Consider the following 14,628-nt stretch of genomic DNA (forward strand, 5'->3'; position numbering starts at 1 on the left):
CATTATCGGCATTCGGTTGGAAAGGTGTTGGAATACATCAACGACCCACACCACGGCTGAATCAATTCAGCCTGTGCGCTTATATCCCCCGGTTAGAAACCGGGGGCTTTACGCTGGTTTTCGTAATTCCCCAGAGCATCCTGGTTTTGTTGCAACTATATTTCAATTCACAACTTTTTCTTAATAAGTGATTTCGATTCTTGAGAACTCATTTTACTTTGTTACGTGTAGAGCGTTCCCATCCAAAAACCTATGAGCCTCATCGCCCAAGTTATCGCTCAGTCAGATGCTGCTGAACGCTTCCTCAGCAGTGCTGAAATTGCTAAGTTGGAAGATTTCTTTAGCAAAGGCCAAATCCGGATCCGGACTGCTCAAAAATTGGCCGATAACGAGCAAAAAATGGTTCAGGAAGGCAGCAAGCGCTTTTGGGCAAAATGTCCCAACACCCCCAGCAACAAAGGAAATCCTCAAAAAACGGCCCTGTGTCAGCGGGATCAGGGTTGGTACATCCGTCTAGTCAGCTACTGCGTTCTGGCGGGCAACGAAAAACCCTTAGACGATATCGGCCTGAATGGAATGCGGGAAATGTACCTATCTCTGGGTGTACCTCTGCCGAACTTGCGGGTAGCAATGAGCTGTCTTAAGGATGTAGCCGCTGATGTCCTTTCTTCTGAGGAGATGGCTGTGGCTGCTCCCTATTTTGATCGTCTCATCCGTGCTTTCTAAGTGGATGACTCAATTCCTTAACAGCTAGTCCCATAGAAAAACACTCTCTTTGTTAGCTGATACAGTGATTCCCCAAGGAAAACCCATGAAAGATACCATCACTTCCCTAATCAACCCTGCTGATGAGAAGGGTTCCTACTTAGATGCTGCAGCATTGGATCAATTGAATCGCTACTTTCAAAGCGGTAGTATGCGAGTTAAGGCAGCCAAAACCATCAGCTCCAGTGCCAGCAGCATCATCAGCAAAACAGTTGCCAGCAGCTTGCTCTACGGAGATATCACCCTGCCTGGGGGCAACATGTATCCCACCCGTCGTTATGCTGCCTGTCTGCGGGATTTGACCTATTTCTTGCGCTATGCCACCTATGCCATGTTGGCGGCTGATGCCTCTATCCTGGATGAGCGGGTGCTGAATGGCCTCAAAGAAACCTACATTACACTGGGGGTTCCTATTGACCGAGTGATTGAAGCGCTCAATGCCATGAAGGAGGTTCTGACAGACAGTGTTGGAACTGAGGCTGGTCAAGAATTGGGAGTGTATCTAGATCACATCATTGCTGGCTTGAGCTGAAGATTTCCCCATTCTTAATGCCCCTCCTTGTCGGAGGGGTCTTAACTCTTCCAACAGGCATTGCGGCAAAGGACACAAGCATTGTCGTAGAAAACCCGGGCAAGAGCTGTAAAGAGAAAAGGACTTAACCATGAATGCTACAATGACACACCCTTCAGGCTATCCCTGGTGGGCGGGCAATGCTCGATTCGTTGATCTCTCCAATACTTTTATTGTGGCCCATGTGGCCCAAGCAGCCCTGATCATGGCCTGGGCGGGTGGCTTTACCCTGTTTGAAGTGGCCAAGTTTTCGCCGGATCTGCCGATGTACGAGCAGGGGTTGATTTTGTTGCCCCATCTGGCCACGTTAGGCTGGGGAGTGGGTGCTGCTGGCCAAATTGTCGATACGTTCCCCTTCGTCGCCATTGGCTTTATTCATCTCGTGGCGGCTGGGGTGCTGGCTTGGGGAGCCTACTTTCACCAAACCAAACTGCCCCCCAACTTAGACATGGAGTTTGGCAAAGCTGCCAAGTTTCACTTTGCCTGGGATGATGCCAAAACGTTGGGGATAATTTTGGGACACCACCTCTTGGTCTTGGGCTTAGGAGCCTTACTGTTGGTGGCCAAGGCCATGGTTTTGGGTGGGCTGTACGATGCCACAATCAATCAGGTGCGGCTGGTCAGCCAACCCACGCTCGATTTTGCCACCCTTTTTGACTATCGCACCCATCTTTTTGATGTGAACAACTTGGAAGATTTGGTGGGAGGTCATTTGTACGTGGCGGCTCTCCTCATTTTGGGAGGTATATGGCATATCTTGGTACCCCCTTTTAGCTGGGTCAAGGCTCGCTTTTTGTTCAATGCCGACGGGATCCTGAGTTACTCCCTGTTTGGTATTGCTTTGGCGGGTTTTGCGGCCTCTTATTACTGTGGGTTTAATGGGCTGGCTTATCCAGAAGTCTTTTATGGGCCAACATTGCAGCTCAAATCCGCTTTTACTCCCTTCTATTTTGATCCCACCCAAACGGAACCCTGGGCGTATTCATCCCGAGTGTGGTTGGCCAACGCTCACTTCTATTTGGCCTTCTTTTTCCTACAGGGATCCCTGTGGCATTTTCAGCGGGCCATGGGCTTTGACTGGGCAAAGCTTTTTCAAGCCTGGCAACAGGGGCGGCAGGAAGCGGGGTTATCTCAGTTTGTTTATCAAACTGTGGTGGAGATCCATCCCCAGGCCACACCTGAAGTTTGCTACGAGCCAGCCTTCGCAACTCCGGCTCCTCTAGCTCCTAAAAGGAATCAAAATTACATCTACCAGTCACCTCAGAAAGTTCCTAGTTCTTCCTTGATTGCACTTAATGGTGTGCGAAATACTCTTTATCAGGTTGCCTATCATCTCAACTCTAATCTGTTTTATGAGGTGCCAAATACTGCTTCTCCCTTCCAGAAAACACCACTGCAGGTGGGGTATGGATCCCCGAAGGCCCGGATAAACCATGGAGAACGTTTTCGCGCTCTACCCAGCATCGTTTACGAATTGAGTAAGGCTCGGGCTAATTAGTCAGCCATCCATAATTGTGGGTATTTGCAGAACAATCATCTCTAGAGAAAGCTAAGGCTTTCTCTCTCTTTTTTTACAGGATGTCAGGCGACCCGAGAAATGTCATCCACTCCGAGAGCCAACCTACTACAGCCCTTTCTCCAGTCATCCCATACAGAACATAGTCAATTCAAAGGATATATGCCGATAGAGGAACTTCTGCTACCAGTTATGGCTCGCTACCCCGGATAAGCTGTGGTGAAACGACCTCGGTGGTCTTTGCGCCCAACTGCACTTGGGTAATGGCAATCCGACCCGAAAAGCAGATGTCCGTATCGGTTTGCGGATCCCGGGCCCGATCCGCGTAGCGGGCTTGATAGCGAAACCAGAGAGCTTCTGTGCTGTTCCCTTCCGTTTCAACGGCATAGTCGAGGGGCAAGGGCTGGGTACACAGTGGACAATACACCCGCTCCGGCAAAGGGGATCCCGAGGGCAAATGGGGCAAGTTGACATTCCAAAAGGCTCCGGCAGGCAAGGGTTGTTCCATGAGCTCCATCAGGATGTGACCGGTCCAGCGGCGTGCCTGTTCCCAGTCGATGGGCTTGCCCCCGGCCCGGTATTGAGAAATGGCTATGGCCGGGATCCGTCGCATCGCAGCCTCCCGCACTGCCGCCACCGTTCCTGACAAATACACATCTGCTCCAAGATTTCCCCCTTCGTTGATACCGGAGAGGACCCAATCGACGGATGGGGCCAACTTAAACAAACCTACCCGCACACAATCGGCAGGGGATCCCTCCACCGCAAAGGTCCGTTCCCCTCGGGATTCGGCGCGAAACGGTCGCTCTGTCGTCACCTGGTGGCTACAGCCGGACAACTGTTGGTGGGGCGCCACAACCCAGCATTGCTCCTCCGTCAGCAGAGGTTGCAGGGCCAGCTTGAGATTCTCCAGTCCGATAGCATCGATGCCATCGTCATTGGTCAACAACACCCTCATCTTTGGTTTTCCCTTTGCTGGCAGCTCCTTCAGCTTATCCCGGTTGCAAATCTGGAGACTTTGGGTGCAAAAGCGATGGGGGATCCCGTTCCTCCCTTACCCTATCGCTTGGAAGATAACCCATCCATCGCAACAGTGTTTACGCGGGAGGATAACGATGACAACACGGGTAGCCATCAATGGATTTGGTCGTATTGGGCGGGCTTTCCTACGGATACTGCTGTCTCAGCCAGCCTTGGATCTGGAGGTGGTGGCAGTGAACGATTTGACCGAACCCGACAACTTGGCCTACCTGCTTCAGTTCGATTCTGCCTATGGACGATTGGCCCAGGCAGTGAGTGCTGCAGAAGGGCATTTACATGTTGGCGAGCACAAGGTGCGGGTGCTGGCAGAACGGGATCCAGCCCAACTGCCCTGGAAGGATCTGGGGATTGATCTGGTGGTGGAATCAACCGGCTTCTTTACCAAACGGGAGGGGGCCGTCAAACACCTGGAAGCTGGGGCCAAAAAGGTGATCATTTCCGCTCCCGCCAAAGGCCCCGACCTAACGGTGGTGATGGGGGTCAACGATGACCAGTACGATCCCGACCGCCACCACATCGTCTCCAATGCCTCCTGTACCACCAATTGTCTGGCCCCTGTGGCCAAGGTTTTGCTGGATCGCTTCGGGATTGAAACGGGTTTTCTCACCACCTGTCATGCCTACACGGCTACGCAAGCGATTGTGGATCGTCCGGATCCCAAGGATTTTCGTCGCGGGCGCTCAGCAGCGGTGTCAATTGTACCCTCCAGTACGGGGGCTGCCACTGCCGTTGCTGAGGTGCTGCCTGCGTTGAAAGGCAAGATGGACGGTTTGGCCTTGCGGGTGCCCACCTTGACCGGCTCGATCGTGGACTTTGTGGTGCGCACCGAGCAACCGATCACCAAAGAGGCCGTCAATCAGGCGTTTGTGGAGGCGGCGGAAGGACCGATGCGGGGGGTATTGGCGATTGCCCCAGCGGAGATCGTGTCTGCCGATATTGTCGGGGATCCCCACTCTTCGATTGTCGATTTGGGTTCCACCATGACCCTGGGAGATCGCACAGTGAAGGTGCTCTCCTGGTACGACAATGAGTATGGTTATGCCTCACGGGTGGTGGATCTGGCCGTCAAGATCGGGGCTGCGCTGTAGGGCTTGTAGTAAACCGGGGTTGAATTGTTTGAACAGCGCTTCAGACTGACATCCTCGTGATCCCCTTCTGCCTTCAGCATCCCCTCCTCGTTTGCTGAAGGCTTCCTTTGGGCAATTCACCGGCAGGGGTGAAGGGATCCCTGACTGAGACAATATTCTATGCACTACTATCGAGGGTAATGTCCGCCCCTTAAGCTGCCGTGACGCTGGAAACGTTTTTCATTCATTTGAACAACAACAGCTTGCCCATTGCTCTGTTGGTTTTTGCCGCTCCATGGCTGATTTGGATCCTCTGCCATTGGATCCCGGGCCAGTGGGAGGAACCCTTTTTGCTCAGCCTGAACATTGCCTTGGCAACCGCCAGCGTGGTGCTCTGGGCTGGGTACTTGGCCTATGCCTCCAACACGGGAGGCTGGCAAGCGGTGGTGAAACAAGCGGACATGCTCCTGCTGTTGCTCCCCCCCTACTACATCCTCAGCTCCATTTGGGTGGCGCGGCAGCGGATGCCTTTGTCCCAAGTGCCGGCTTTCCGGACGCTGCAGGGGATTGGCATTTTGGCGGCAGTTTACCTGATTTTGTCCTGGCTCAGCCGTCGAGTTTATATCATCTTCTTTTCATACATGCCCTTTTCGGCTTTCTTGTGGATCCTGGCAGGATTGCTGGGGGTGGCCTACATTGGCTACCGCATTGTGATCGGGCCTCCTCCCAAATACCCCCCTGAGACCTGAGTGTGTTTAGGGTTGTTCCAGGGATCCCCGCCAGCAGCGACTAAAATTCAAGGGAGCACCTTTGCGACTTGGCGATGGCAACCGTCTCTCTCACCTCCGTGTTGAATATCGATTATCGTCCTCTACAGGCCCTGTTGGAGGCGGGATCCTGGCTAGAGGCGGATCGGCTGAGCCTGCAATTGCTGTGTCGAGCGGCAGGAGAAGGGGCGACGCGGCGGGGCTGGCTTTACTTTTCGGAGGTGAGTCGGATCCCGGTCGAAGATCTGCGTACCATCGATCACCTGTGGCGGGCGGCCTCTGAGGATCGTTTCGGGTACTCGGTTCAACGGCAACTGTGGCTGGGGGTGAATCGCAATTGGGAGCGCCTTTGGCCGATCATCGGTTGGAAACAAGGTCATCATTGGACCCGCTACCCGGATGAATTCACCTGGGATCTCTCCGCTCCCAAAGGCCATTTGCCCCTTTCTAACCAATTGCGGGGTGTTCGGGTGCTGGAGGAATTGCTCACCCACAAGGCTTGGGAAGACTCATCGGGTTAACCGTTTGGCTTCTTGGGTTTAGATGTTTCATTGTCTTAGGTTTAGATGTTTCATTGGTTTACTCTCGGAGCTTAATTTTTTAACTGTGGTAGAGCAACTGCAACTGACCCAATTCCCCAACCTGCCTGTCGATCTGGCCCAAGCCTGCGAACAAGCCCTACAAGCCACACAATTGGCGATGCAGGCGGGGTATCGTCGGTTGCTGATTGAGATTATTGCTCCTGACCTGAAGCCGGAGGTGCTGGCGCGCCCTTTCCTAGAGCTGCTGCAGCCACCGGCTTTGGTGTTGTTTAGTGATGCTGGAGGTGCGGCCCTGGCTCAGCGGGAATGGGATCCCATCCCGGATGGGATCCAACTGCAAAGCCTGAGTTCCCGCACTCAGCCCAGCCCCGATCAGAGCCTATTGCTGGTGATGCCAGCGGTGTATGGCCTGGATCAGGTGGAGCGAGTCTGCCAGCTAGTCAGTGGTGGGGATCCCTCTGGTCTAGCCGCAAAAGGGCGGGATCCCAAGCCAGTCATTTTGCTCAACCCGCAATTGCAGGATGCGGCCACAGTTGGGGTAGGGTTGGCCGGTCGCCGTTTGCGGCAGCGTTTCCTCAGTACCTTTGAAACCAGCTATTATCTGCGCTCGTTGGTGGAGGGGGCTTTGTTTCGGGCCTATCCGGATCCTTGGAGTGTGTGGCAACAGGAAGAACCGGGCCTGTACAGTGTCCTGCAGACTCTTGCCGCCCAACCCACCGGAGAGGAAGTCGCTGAGTTGTTCAGAGCCACTGCCGCAAGGGATCCCTGGTCGGGCTTGCAGCGTTTCTTGCGATCCCTGGGGCGTTAAACTTTTAAGCTATCAATCTTTCTGGAGAGGGTTTTCGACGATAAGGCTCCTTTTTGTCTTGAGAGGCTCGATCTATGAAAAAGGTCAATAGCAAGGGAGCCCAGCATCTTTTCCCAGCCTGCGAGCAGGTAAAATCATGAGGTGATGAGGGAGTTATATGCCAAATCCCACTTTTTTTAACCTGCCCGAACAAAAGCGTCTGTCGGTGATCCATGTTGCTTTGAAAGAATTTGCCCAACATGGTTATGCCAACGCCTCCCTCACCCGAATCGTTGAGCAAGCAGGAATTGCCAAGGGCAGTATCTATCAATACTTTCAAGACAAGCAGGATCTTTATCTCTATCTGCTAGAGCTAGCACTTCAGGAGAAGCAAACCTATCTTCGCCAAGAGATGAGCTTTTTCCCTTACTTACGCTGGTTGTTTGGAATCCATTTGGCTTTTGAGACTCAACACCCTAACTTGAGCAGTCTGCTTAAGCAAGCTACTCATAGTGAACTGCCATTTGATGATGAAAAATTACAGCGCATCCGGCAAGCTTCACCTCGCTACATTTGGCAATTGGTACGGCAAGGTGTAGCTCAAGGAGATATTCGCACAAAAAATTCTCGCTTAACTGCGTTTATTGTCAATTCAGTAATGGAGAAACTGTCCGACTTTGTTATGGGTAAAACAGGTATTGGATCAGATTCAACAGAATTTGTTTCCCTCAAGGAAGTAGATCCCAGAACCGTAGACAAACTTCTGGATGACTTAGTTCTCATGTTAGAGCTAGGAGTCAGCAACTACACAAGGAAAAGAGTTGATTCTGACGAGGAACTGAAATCCGAGGAAGACACCAAAAATCAAGAGATTACAACTTCTTTAATCACTTACCAGCCACAAAGCAATGGATTGTCAGATTTGAATCTAGTTGATGATTCTAAGTTGCAAAATTTTGATAGATAAGGGGCAATCACTATTACACAATTTAGGCAAGTTTCATTTCTGTTCGGGCTCTTTGGCCCACACCGCAAAACAAATAACAGAGATTAAGACCAAAACCACATTGACCAACAAGCCTCCTGTATAGCCCAAATTAGTTGTATCGACCACAGAGCCAACCAGAAGTGGGCCAATGACAAAACCCAGATCGCTAATAGTGCGAAACAGCCCTAAAGCAGGGCCATATTTTCCTGAGGGTGCAACATCTGCAACATAGGCCGCTGCAGCAGGCCCACCCACACCCGTGCTGAAGCCAAATAGGGCCATTGCAGTTAAGAAGAGCGCTACAGAGGGTGCCCAGGCAACCATAGCTAAGGAAAAGGCGACTGTAAAAGAAGCTGGAATAATAGCTGCACGTCTGCCATAGTGATCCACCACATATCCTGAAACCGGTAATGAAAACAAATTTCCAATAGCCATGATGGTTAATGAAAGACCAATTCCATCAGTCCCCATTCCAAATCTTTCATTACCAACCAAAGGAATTAGATTCCAGCTTGCTGCTGTACGGGTAAAAAAAGTACCGAAGGAAATAAAGGTGACCAAAAGAAAATCTCTACTTCTGAATAGAACTGTCAGGTCATCAAGGCTTAACCGATGTCTGTTATGCTTCCCAGGGGAAGCCTGATGCTTATGGAGGGTCTCGGCAAACAAGCTAATCGCAATTATCGCACTAATACTAGCTACAACTCCAAATACCCAAAAGGGAGCTGTGTATCCCCAAAGATGAGCTGAAAAACCACCTAACATTGGCCCAAAAGAAGAACCGATCAAAAGGGCTCCCTGATATAACGCCATCATGCGCCCGCGGGTAGCTGGGGTGCTCACATCCGCAATAGAGGTCATTGCTCCTGTCATGTAAAGACCAGATCCAACCCCTTGAGCAGCCCGCCAAATAAGTAGACTAAAAAAACTCCCTGCTTGGGCTGCAGCAAAGGAAGAAATAGCCAAAATACATGGCCCAAGACACAAAAGGGGGCGCCGGCCCCAACGTTCAGATAGTGTCCCAGCTGGGAACTCGACAAATAAGCGAGCTATGCCAAAAATTGAAGTGAGTAAGCCGATTAAGGTAGTACTGACACCAAAAGTTGCTCCGTATAAAGAAATGACTGGAGAGACGACGCCCATTCCCGTCATGACAAACCCAACAATCAGAAGTAAAGGAAGAATTGGGTAAGATTTTGACTGACTGGAGCCAATTTTTGAGGCTTCTGTTTTTTGGGTCACAATATTCAACATTGGTTCTCTAAGGTAGTTGACTAGCAAATGACAGTCTGACCAGGATATCGAGATCAAGAGGCTTAGGTTTTGTTGAGCACGATATAAAATGGAGTGGTCATTTGGTAATTCAATTGACAGTAACATTCTCAAACATGAGATACAGTCTAGATTGGAGAATATTGATTGCCTTGTAAAATAAGCTTAAAAAGAGAAAAGCTCCCAAAAACGAGGCTGAGTTAAGGGATGAATGTCTCTTCTCAGCCTCTCTAGTAGATTCTGCAATTAGGAAACCTGAACAGGGGAGAACACTTTTTAAGTCATTGCCATTTCTATTAATTGCCCCTGCGGCAACTCAAAAAGTCCTTCAGGCAAAGAATCGATAAAATCAAGCACCTCATTACTATCCACAACATCCGCATATTTTGCGTTCATATCACACAAGTTGATGGCATGGGAGGCTTGAGAGCGATCAAAACACCCATCTTCAATAACACTAACGCGGAAGTTGTAGCTGAAGGCATCGATTACGGTAGCACGAACACAACCACTAGTTGTTGTCCCAGTAACGAAAAGACTATCTACCTCCAAATCAACTAAGTAGCTCAACATGCAGGTGCCAAAAAAGCCACTCGGTTTCATCTTTTTGATCAGTAGATCTTTAGGACTAGGTGTAATCTCATCTACAATAGCGTTGCCATCTTTTTCATGTTGATAGGCTTCGTAGCTGCGCCCATTTTTCCAGGCCCATGCACCGGCATCAAACCGATCCGGACGTAAGTCATCACCAGTTGTGTAAAGAACAGGGATCCCTTTGGCACGAGCAGAGCGCAATAGCTTTCGGATAACAGCTACACTTTGCCACCCCTCTTCGCCACAGGAGTTTCGCCAACGCTTAATAGAATCCAAGATTGGTTCTGGCTTATCTCCGACAAAGTTATAGTTTACATCGACAACTACCAGAGCAGGTCTTTTGCCAAAACCAGCTCTTTTCCCATACCCAGAAGCTGCAAAAACTTGCTTGTCTCGTTCGGTTAGAAATTGATCCCATACTTTTGACACTTTCTTTCCTCCAGTGAAGATAGAAACACAGTTACAACACCCTTAACCAGAAGGCTCTTCTGAATTCATGGTGACAGCATTCGAAGTCCACAATGTCACCCTCTGACAGAGTGGGAACCTCAGGGTTTGAAGTGAGATACTTCCACCACTTTTCAGGGTGAGTCAACTGGAATAGATTTACCTGGTTATACTCCAATATCAAGTGAACCTGATCTTATAGAAAGCTGTCACAATTGAATTGGATGAATTTAATCAGGCTCTAAAGACTAGCGATCACATTGCGTACATGTTTCATTTCAATGATTTCTTCATAAGCTACATCCCGAGTTAAGTTGCCAGAGTTTCGAACTACGTTGTGGGCAGTTTGCCAGGATTCTGGGGTAATAATTCCATCAGGACTCCAAAGCTCATCAGCAAAAGATCGATTTAATGTTGCTTGGAGATCCTCCAATGCCATAGTGGGAAACTCTTCACGAGCGATCTCTGTAGATTCCTCAGAATTGGAGTAGACAAAAGCCAGGCCTTTGATGATAGCTCGAACGAAGCTCTCAACTACTTCTGGTTCATTATCCAGACTGTCTTTGCGGATGTTGATGGTCGAGAAAGCATAAGGCCCCAATTCTTTAGGCACGTTGTAGAATGGTTCATCCCAAATACCTTGCTTAATGCCTTGAGTTGTAACGGGCTCACTAGTAAGAGCCAAATCTGCCTGTCCACTTCGGATGGTGACCAACTCGGCTCCACCACTAGGGCCTTCAATCAAAGTGACATCTTGCACAGGATCTAGTTCCCACTCTTTCAGGAGATACCGCAGAATTGAGTTAGGTGTTCCACCAAACTGTGCTGAGAAGATACGCTTCCCCTGGAAGAAGGATCCCCAATCACTAGAAGTTGGAATCTCAACCCCTTTCTTCGCATTGATGTAAACATTGCCTCTATTTACAACATTCACAACTGCTCGGAGATCTCCCCCTCTTGCTTTGGCGTAAGCACAGTGTTCAGGGCCACCAATCATTCCCCAAGCGTCACCTGTCAATACAGCCGCAGCATGAGCTCCACCACCCTGAACCACGTTAATTTGTAGCTTCAGATTCTCCTCTTCAAAATATCCCTTGTGGACAGCAACATACATCGGGAGATAACCAACACTATGTACAGGTTCAGCGATGACCAACTCTCTTGCTGCGTGGGCAGGCTTTGTAATGCTAGCTAAAGCAGCAGTTGCAGCACCACCCAAAAGGAAAAGGGTTTGGCGACGATTCAATCTAACATTGACTTCAGACATGATGACAAGACTCCTTACTTAGGAAAATCGAAACAATTGACATATAACACGTATACTCACAACAATGAGTAAACCAATCAACTAGACGAAATAGATAAAACGAAGAAAATCGGAGGGGTAGTTCCTTATACTTTCTTGTGCATGACACCTTTTAGGAGCCACTTTTCCAGCTGAATAACCAGCCAGTACATTACCATTGCCAATGTTGACAAAACAATAGTTGCTACCCAAATAAGGGCAATGTCATAGGTTGAACCTGCATAGAGGATTTTCCGACCTAAGCCATATTGAGAGGAAATGAATTCACCAACAATGGCACCAGCAAGTGCAAGGCCAATGTTAACCCGCAACGAGGAAATGATCCAGGGCATAGCAGAAGGAATAACAACTTTTGTAAACACCTGCCAACGATTTGCCCCAAGAGAGTACATCAAACGTATTAAATCACCATCAACCGCCTGAACTCCACTGTAGGTATTTAAAATTGAAACCACAATAGTTAAGGCAATCGCCATAGCTACTTTTGAAGCTAATCCCATTCCGAAAACCAAAATCACCAATGGGCCAAGAGCCAACTTTGGGATCGCATGAAAGATCAGAATGAAGGGCTCGAAAATTGCGGAGTAATTCCTTGACCACCAGAAAGATAGTCCAACTATTGCACCTCCAAGGGTACCGAAGATAAAACCCAAAATAGTGGAACGAAAGGTGAACCAGGTATCGATGAAAGCATCTCCACGACGGATGAAGATGAGTGCTGTATCTAGAATAGCGGAGGGGGAAGACCAGAAGAAAGGATCGATCCACTCCATACGTACGCCAATTTCCCAACTAGCTAATAGCAAAACAACCAGGCTTACTTGGCAGTTCCAAATCACCCATTGAGGCCAGATTCGCTCTCTTGGAAGGGTTCTACCTATTTTTAGAGGTTGGATCCTAGAAGGGATCCCTGATGTCATTACGGTTTGCATTGTTTTTACTTCCCTCCTACTGAAATAGACATATTTTCTGAACTGGATCCATGACTCATACCTTCAGAAGGATGATGGAGTAGTTGCAAACATTGCTCCTTCAAACGCACAAAATCTGGGTTAGTAACAATGTCACGGGGCCTCGGACGTTCTAACTCCACTGGAAGATGCGCTTTGATTCGTCCAGGACGCGGAGAAAGCACATAAACTTCATCTGAGAGGTAAACAGCCTCATCTACATCATGAGTTACGAAAAGCACGGTTTTATTCAAGTCACTCCAAATTTGCAAAAGCCACTCTTGCATCTGAGCTCGGGTCTGGGCATCTAATGCTCCAAATGGCTCATCAAGTAGAACGACATCGGTGTCATACAAGAGTGTTCGAAGTAGAGCAGCACGCTGTTTCATTCCTCCAGAGAGTGAATCTGGATAGTGCCTTTCGAACCCTCCAAGCCCATAGCGATAGAGATAGGGCATAGCTTGCCCACGAGCTTCAGACCGCTTAACTCCTCTCAACTCTAGGCCCAAAATCACATTATCTAAAATTGTCCGCCAAGGTAGGAGCAGGTCTTTCTGAAGCATATACCCCACTAGGCCAATCCTACCAGTCATATCTTCACCATCAATTAAGACTTTCCCTCCTGTAGGAGTGAGTAGTCCGGCAATGATATTGAACAGAGTAGATTTTCCGCAACCTGAGGTACCGATGAGGCTGACAAAACGTCCTGATGAGATTTTCAAATTGATTCCATCCACAGCTGTAACCGAGCCATGGCCAGAAGTCTGGAATGTTTGCGTTATTCCTAATAACTCCACTTTGCTACCAGAAACAGGCATCAATCAGCCTCCTAGCTCAAAGAAGGGCTTCCCAACCCATTAAGTTGCCTTGCAGTATGAAATGACTCTAAAGTCACTTCTGTAGCTAGGTATATGAAATCCACGGTAGACCGACAAGAAGCAACGAATATTTATGGCAGCTTATGTTAACAAATATACGATAATGGTGGTTCTCTTCTACGTGCATCTCCATTCTGCAGAGAACTTGTAGAGCAAATTATTTGCATTCTGTATCTAAAAATACAGTACTGCTCTTGGGATGATGAGTAAATGACTTTAAAGTCACTAGGGCAATTAGAGGTCAAATCGTTTGCTTGTCTCTTAATTCTGTTTATGGCCCTCCAATCTTGATTGTGCCCTATACTACAGCGAGTTTTGGGCTTATTCGAGTGTGGAATATCTCAGCAGATATTTCGCGGCCTTACAGTCTTAGCCCTAAATACAAACTCTGGACATCCATTTTAAGGAAAAAAGGTTATGTACCCATGGGAAGGAGTTATTCCTGAGTCAGATGTTTCTAGCTTTCGTAATGCCTTTAACGGATCAGAGCGCCCCCTTGAGGCCGGTACCAAGCCTGCTCTAGTTATTATTGATATGACGATGGCTTTCATTGATAGTCGTTATCCAACAGGTTGGAGTGAAACAGGATATCCTGCTGTGGAGGCCAATCGGAAATTGTTGGTTGCAGCTCGTGAGATAGGGATCCCTGTCATCTACACCAAGGCATACCCGGATCCCAACCACAAACCAACCCCTTTAGAGCGTGGTCGTTGGAAAACCGGCAAACGGCCACCTGTTCAGTCTGATCTGCCCCCTGGAGATGTGATTCCTGATCCCATCACCCCAATTGAAGGTGAGGTAATAATTGACAAAGGTAGCAAGCCAAGTGGTTTCTTTGGTACACCTTTGGCTTCTTATCTCACCTATTATGGTGTAGATACTGTGATTGTGACAGGTATGACCACTAGTGGCTGTGTGCGGGCTACAGTTTTAGATGCATTCCAGAACAATTATTACGTTTTGATTCCCCACGAGGCTTGTGCGGATCGGAGCCAACTCTCTCACAAAGTGAACTTGTTTGATATGCACATGAAGTATGCCGATGTTATCAGTGTTGATACGACGGTAGACTATCTGCAACAGCTTTCCGGCAAAGTAAAGGAACTTGCTTCTGTCTGAAGAAGAATCGATTCAAAA

15 protein-coding genes are annotated in these 14,628 nt (G+C 48.8%); 9 read left to right on the forward strand and 6 right to left on the reverse strand.

Annotation, left to right across the window (positions count from 1 at the left end; genetic code table 11):
- Positions 1 to 252: 252 nt before the first annotated feature.
- The 3 genes from apcD to JX360_RS14475 all read left to right on the forward strand — a co-directional run bounded on the left by apcD (position 253) and on the right by JX360_RS14475 (position 2,834).
- Positions 253 to 726 carry an allophycocyanin subunit alpha-B gene (gene apcD / locus JX360_RS14465; RefSeq protein ID WP_244352305.1) on the forward strand — a complete coding sequence of 158 codons (474 nt, stop codon included), beginning with the start codon at positions 253 to 255 and terminating at the stop codon, positions 724 to 726.
- An 85-nt stretch (positions 727 to 811) separates the two neighbouring features.
- Positions 812 to 1,297 (forward strand): allophycocyanin subunit beta, encoded by a 486-nt coding sequence (locus JX360_RS14470; protein ID WP_244352307.1) that lies wholly within the window; start codon positions 812 to 814, stop codon positions 1,295 to 1,297.
- Between the two features lie 142 nt (positions 1,298 to 1,439).
- On the forward strand, positions 1,440 to 2,834 hold the full coding sequence (locus JX360_RS14475) for a chlorophyll a/b binding light-harvesting protein (protein WP_279611532.1): 1,395 nt from the start codon (positions 1,440 to 1,442) through the stop codon (positions 2,832 to 2,834).
- A gap of 208 nt (positions 2,835 to 3,042) precedes the next feature.
- Here JX360_RS14475 and surE read toward each other — a convergent pair whose 3' ends face one another.
- Entirely contained in the window at positions 3,043 to 3,810 is a 768-nt protein-coding gene (gene surE, locus JX360_RS14480) for a 5'/3'-nucleotidase SurE (protein ID WP_244352308.1), read from the reverse strand.
- Positions 3,811 to 3,967: 157 nt separating this feature from the next.
- On the opposite strand from surE, the gene gap reads away from it, so the two are divergent.
- From gap to JX360_RS14505, 5 genes are all read left to right on the forward strand, one after another.
- Positions 3,968 to 4,981 carry a type I glyceraldehyde-3-phosphate dehydrogenase gene (gap, locus tag JX360_RS14485; protein ID WP_244352310.1) on the forward strand — a complete coding sequence of 338 codons (1,014 nt, stop codon included), beginning with the start codon at positions 3,968 to 3,970 and terminating at the stop codon, positions 4,979 to 4,981.
- Positions 4,982 to 5,181: 200 nt separating this feature from the next.
- Positions 5,182 to 5,709 (forward strand): hypothetical protein, encoded by a 528-nt coding sequence (locus JX360_RS14490; RefSeq protein WP_244352312.1) that lies wholly within the window; start codon positions 5,182 to 5,184, stop codon positions 5,707 to 5,709.
- Positions 5,710 to 5,783: 74 nt separating this feature from the next.
- Positions 5,784 to 6,248, forward strand: coding sequence for a GUN4 domain-containing protein (locus JX360_RS14495; RefSeq protein ID WP_244352314.1), 465 nt, complete (start codon positions 5,784 to 5,786; stop codon positions 6,246 to 6,248).
- Between the two features lie 85 nt (positions 6,249 to 6,333).
- A complete protein-coding gene (locus JX360_RS14500; RefSeq protein WP_244352316.1) occupies positions 6,334 to 7,077 on the forward strand; it encodes a DUF1995 family protein in 744 nt (247 codons plus the stop codon).
- 157 nt (positions 7,078 to 7,234) lie between these two features.
- Positions 7,235 to 8,023, forward strand: a complete 789-nt coding sequence (locus JX360_RS14505) for a TetR/AcrR family transcriptional regulator (RefSeq protein WP_244352318.1) — start codon at positions 7,235 to 7,237, stop codon at positions 8,021 to 8,023.
- Between the two features lie 33 nt (positions 8,024 to 8,056).
- Here the strand turns inward: JX360_RS14505 and JX360_RS14510 are convergent, their stop codons facing one another.
- The 5 genes from JX360_RS14510 to JX360_RS14530 all read right to left on the reverse strand — a co-directional run bounded on the left by JX360_RS14510 (position 8,057) and on the right by JX360_RS14530 (position 13,431).
- A complete protein-coding gene (locus JX360_RS14510; protein WP_244352320.1) occupies positions 8,057 to 9,298 on the reverse strand; it encodes an MFS transporter in 1,242 nt (413 codons plus the stop codon).
- A gap of 294 nt (positions 9,299 to 9,592) precedes the next feature.
- Positions 9,593 to 10,339: an isochorismatase family protein gene (locus JX360_RS14515; protein WP_244352322.1), complete on the reverse strand. Its 747-nt coding sequence runs from the start codon at positions 10,337 to 10,339 to the stop codon at positions 9,593 to 9,595.
- 259 nt (positions 10,340 to 10,598) lie between these two features.
- The gene (locus JX360_RS14520) at positions 10,599 to 11,624 is read right to left on the reverse strand and encodes an ABC transporter substrate-binding protein (RefSeq protein ID WP_244352324.1); all 1,026 of its coding nucleotides are present in this window, start codon (positions 11,622 to 11,624) and stop codon (positions 10,599 to 10,601) included.
- 125 nt (positions 11,625 to 11,749) lie between these two features.
- Positions 11,750 to 12,595 (reverse strand): ABC transporter permease, encoded by an 846-nt coding sequence (locus tag JX360_RS14525; RefSeq protein WP_244352326.1) that lies wholly within the window; start codon positions 12,593 to 12,595, stop codon positions 11,750 to 11,752.
- 5 nt (positions 12,596 to 12,600) lie between these two features.
- Positions 12,601 to 13,431: an ABC transporter ATP-binding protein gene (locus JX360_RS14530; RefSeq protein WP_244352328.1), complete on the reverse strand. Its 831-nt coding sequence runs from the start codon at positions 13,429 to 13,431 to the stop codon at positions 12,601 to 12,603.
- A gap of 477 nt (positions 13,432 to 13,908) precedes the next feature.
- On the opposite strand from JX360_RS14530, the gene JX360_RS14535 reads away from it, so the two are divergent.
- Complete coding sequence (locus JX360_RS14535) at positions 13,909 to 14,610, forward strand: cysteine hydrolase family protein (RefSeq protein WP_244352330.1); 702 nt, start codon at positions 13,909 to 13,911, stop codon at positions 14,608 to 14,610.
- Positions 14,611 to 14,628: the final 18 nt, after the last annotated feature.

The organism is Thermostichus vulcanus str. 'Rupite' (assembly GCF_022848905.1).
In the GTDB taxonomy this organism is placed as follows: Bacteria; Cyanobacteriota; Cyanobacteriia; order Thermostichales; family Thermostichaceae; genus Thermostichus; species Thermostichus vulcanus_A.

Bases quoted from the DNA above. Each gene is read 5' to 3' on its own strand.
- apcD (WP_244352305.1), top strand. From the start codon at position 253: ATGAGCCTCATCGCCCAAGTTATCGCTCAGTCAGATGCTGCTGAACGC.
- surE (WP_244352308.1), bottom strand. From the start codon at position 3,810: ATGAGGGTGTTGTTGACCAATGACGATGGCATCGATGCTATCGGACTG.
- JX360_RS14510 (WP_244352320.1), bottom strand. From the start codon at position 9,298: ATGTTGAATATTGTGACCCAAAAAACAGAAGCCTCAAAAATTGGCTCC.
- JX360_RS14535 (WP_244352330.1), top strand. From the start codon at position 13,909: ATGTACCCATGGGAAGGAGTTATTCCTGAGTCAGATGTTTCTAGCTTT.
- JX360_RS14475 (WP_279611532.1), top strand. From the start codon at position 1,440: ATGACACACCCTTCAGGCTATCCCTGGTGGGCGGGCAATGCTCGATTC.
- JX360_RS14505 (WP_244352318.1), top strand. From the start codon at position 7,235: ATGCCAAATCCCACTTTTTTTAACCTGCCCGAACAAAAGCGTCTGTCG.
- JX360_RS14530 (WP_244352328.1), bottom strand. From the start codon at position 13,431: ATGCCTGTTTCTGGTAGCAAAGTGGAGTTATTAGGAATAACGCAAACA.
- gap (WP_244352310.1), top strand. From the start codon at position 3,968: ATGACAACACGGGTAGCCATCAATGGATTTGGTCGTATTGGGCGGGCT.
- JX360_RS14495 (WP_244352314.1), top strand. From the start codon at position 5,784: ATGGCAACCGTCTCTCTCACCTCCGTGTTGAATATCGATTATCGTCCT.
- JX360_RS14470 (WP_244352307.1), top strand. From the start codon at position 812: ATGAAAGATACCATCACTTCCCTAATCAACCCTGCTGATGAGAAGGGT.
- JX360_RS14520 (WP_244352324.1), bottom strand. From the start codon at position 11,624: ATGTCTGAAGTCAATGTTAGATTGAATCGTCGCCAAACCCTTTTCCTT.
- JX360_RS14525 (WP_244352326.1), bottom strand. From the start codon at position 12,595: ATGCAAACCGTAATGACATCAGGGATCCCTTCTAGGATCCAACCTCTA.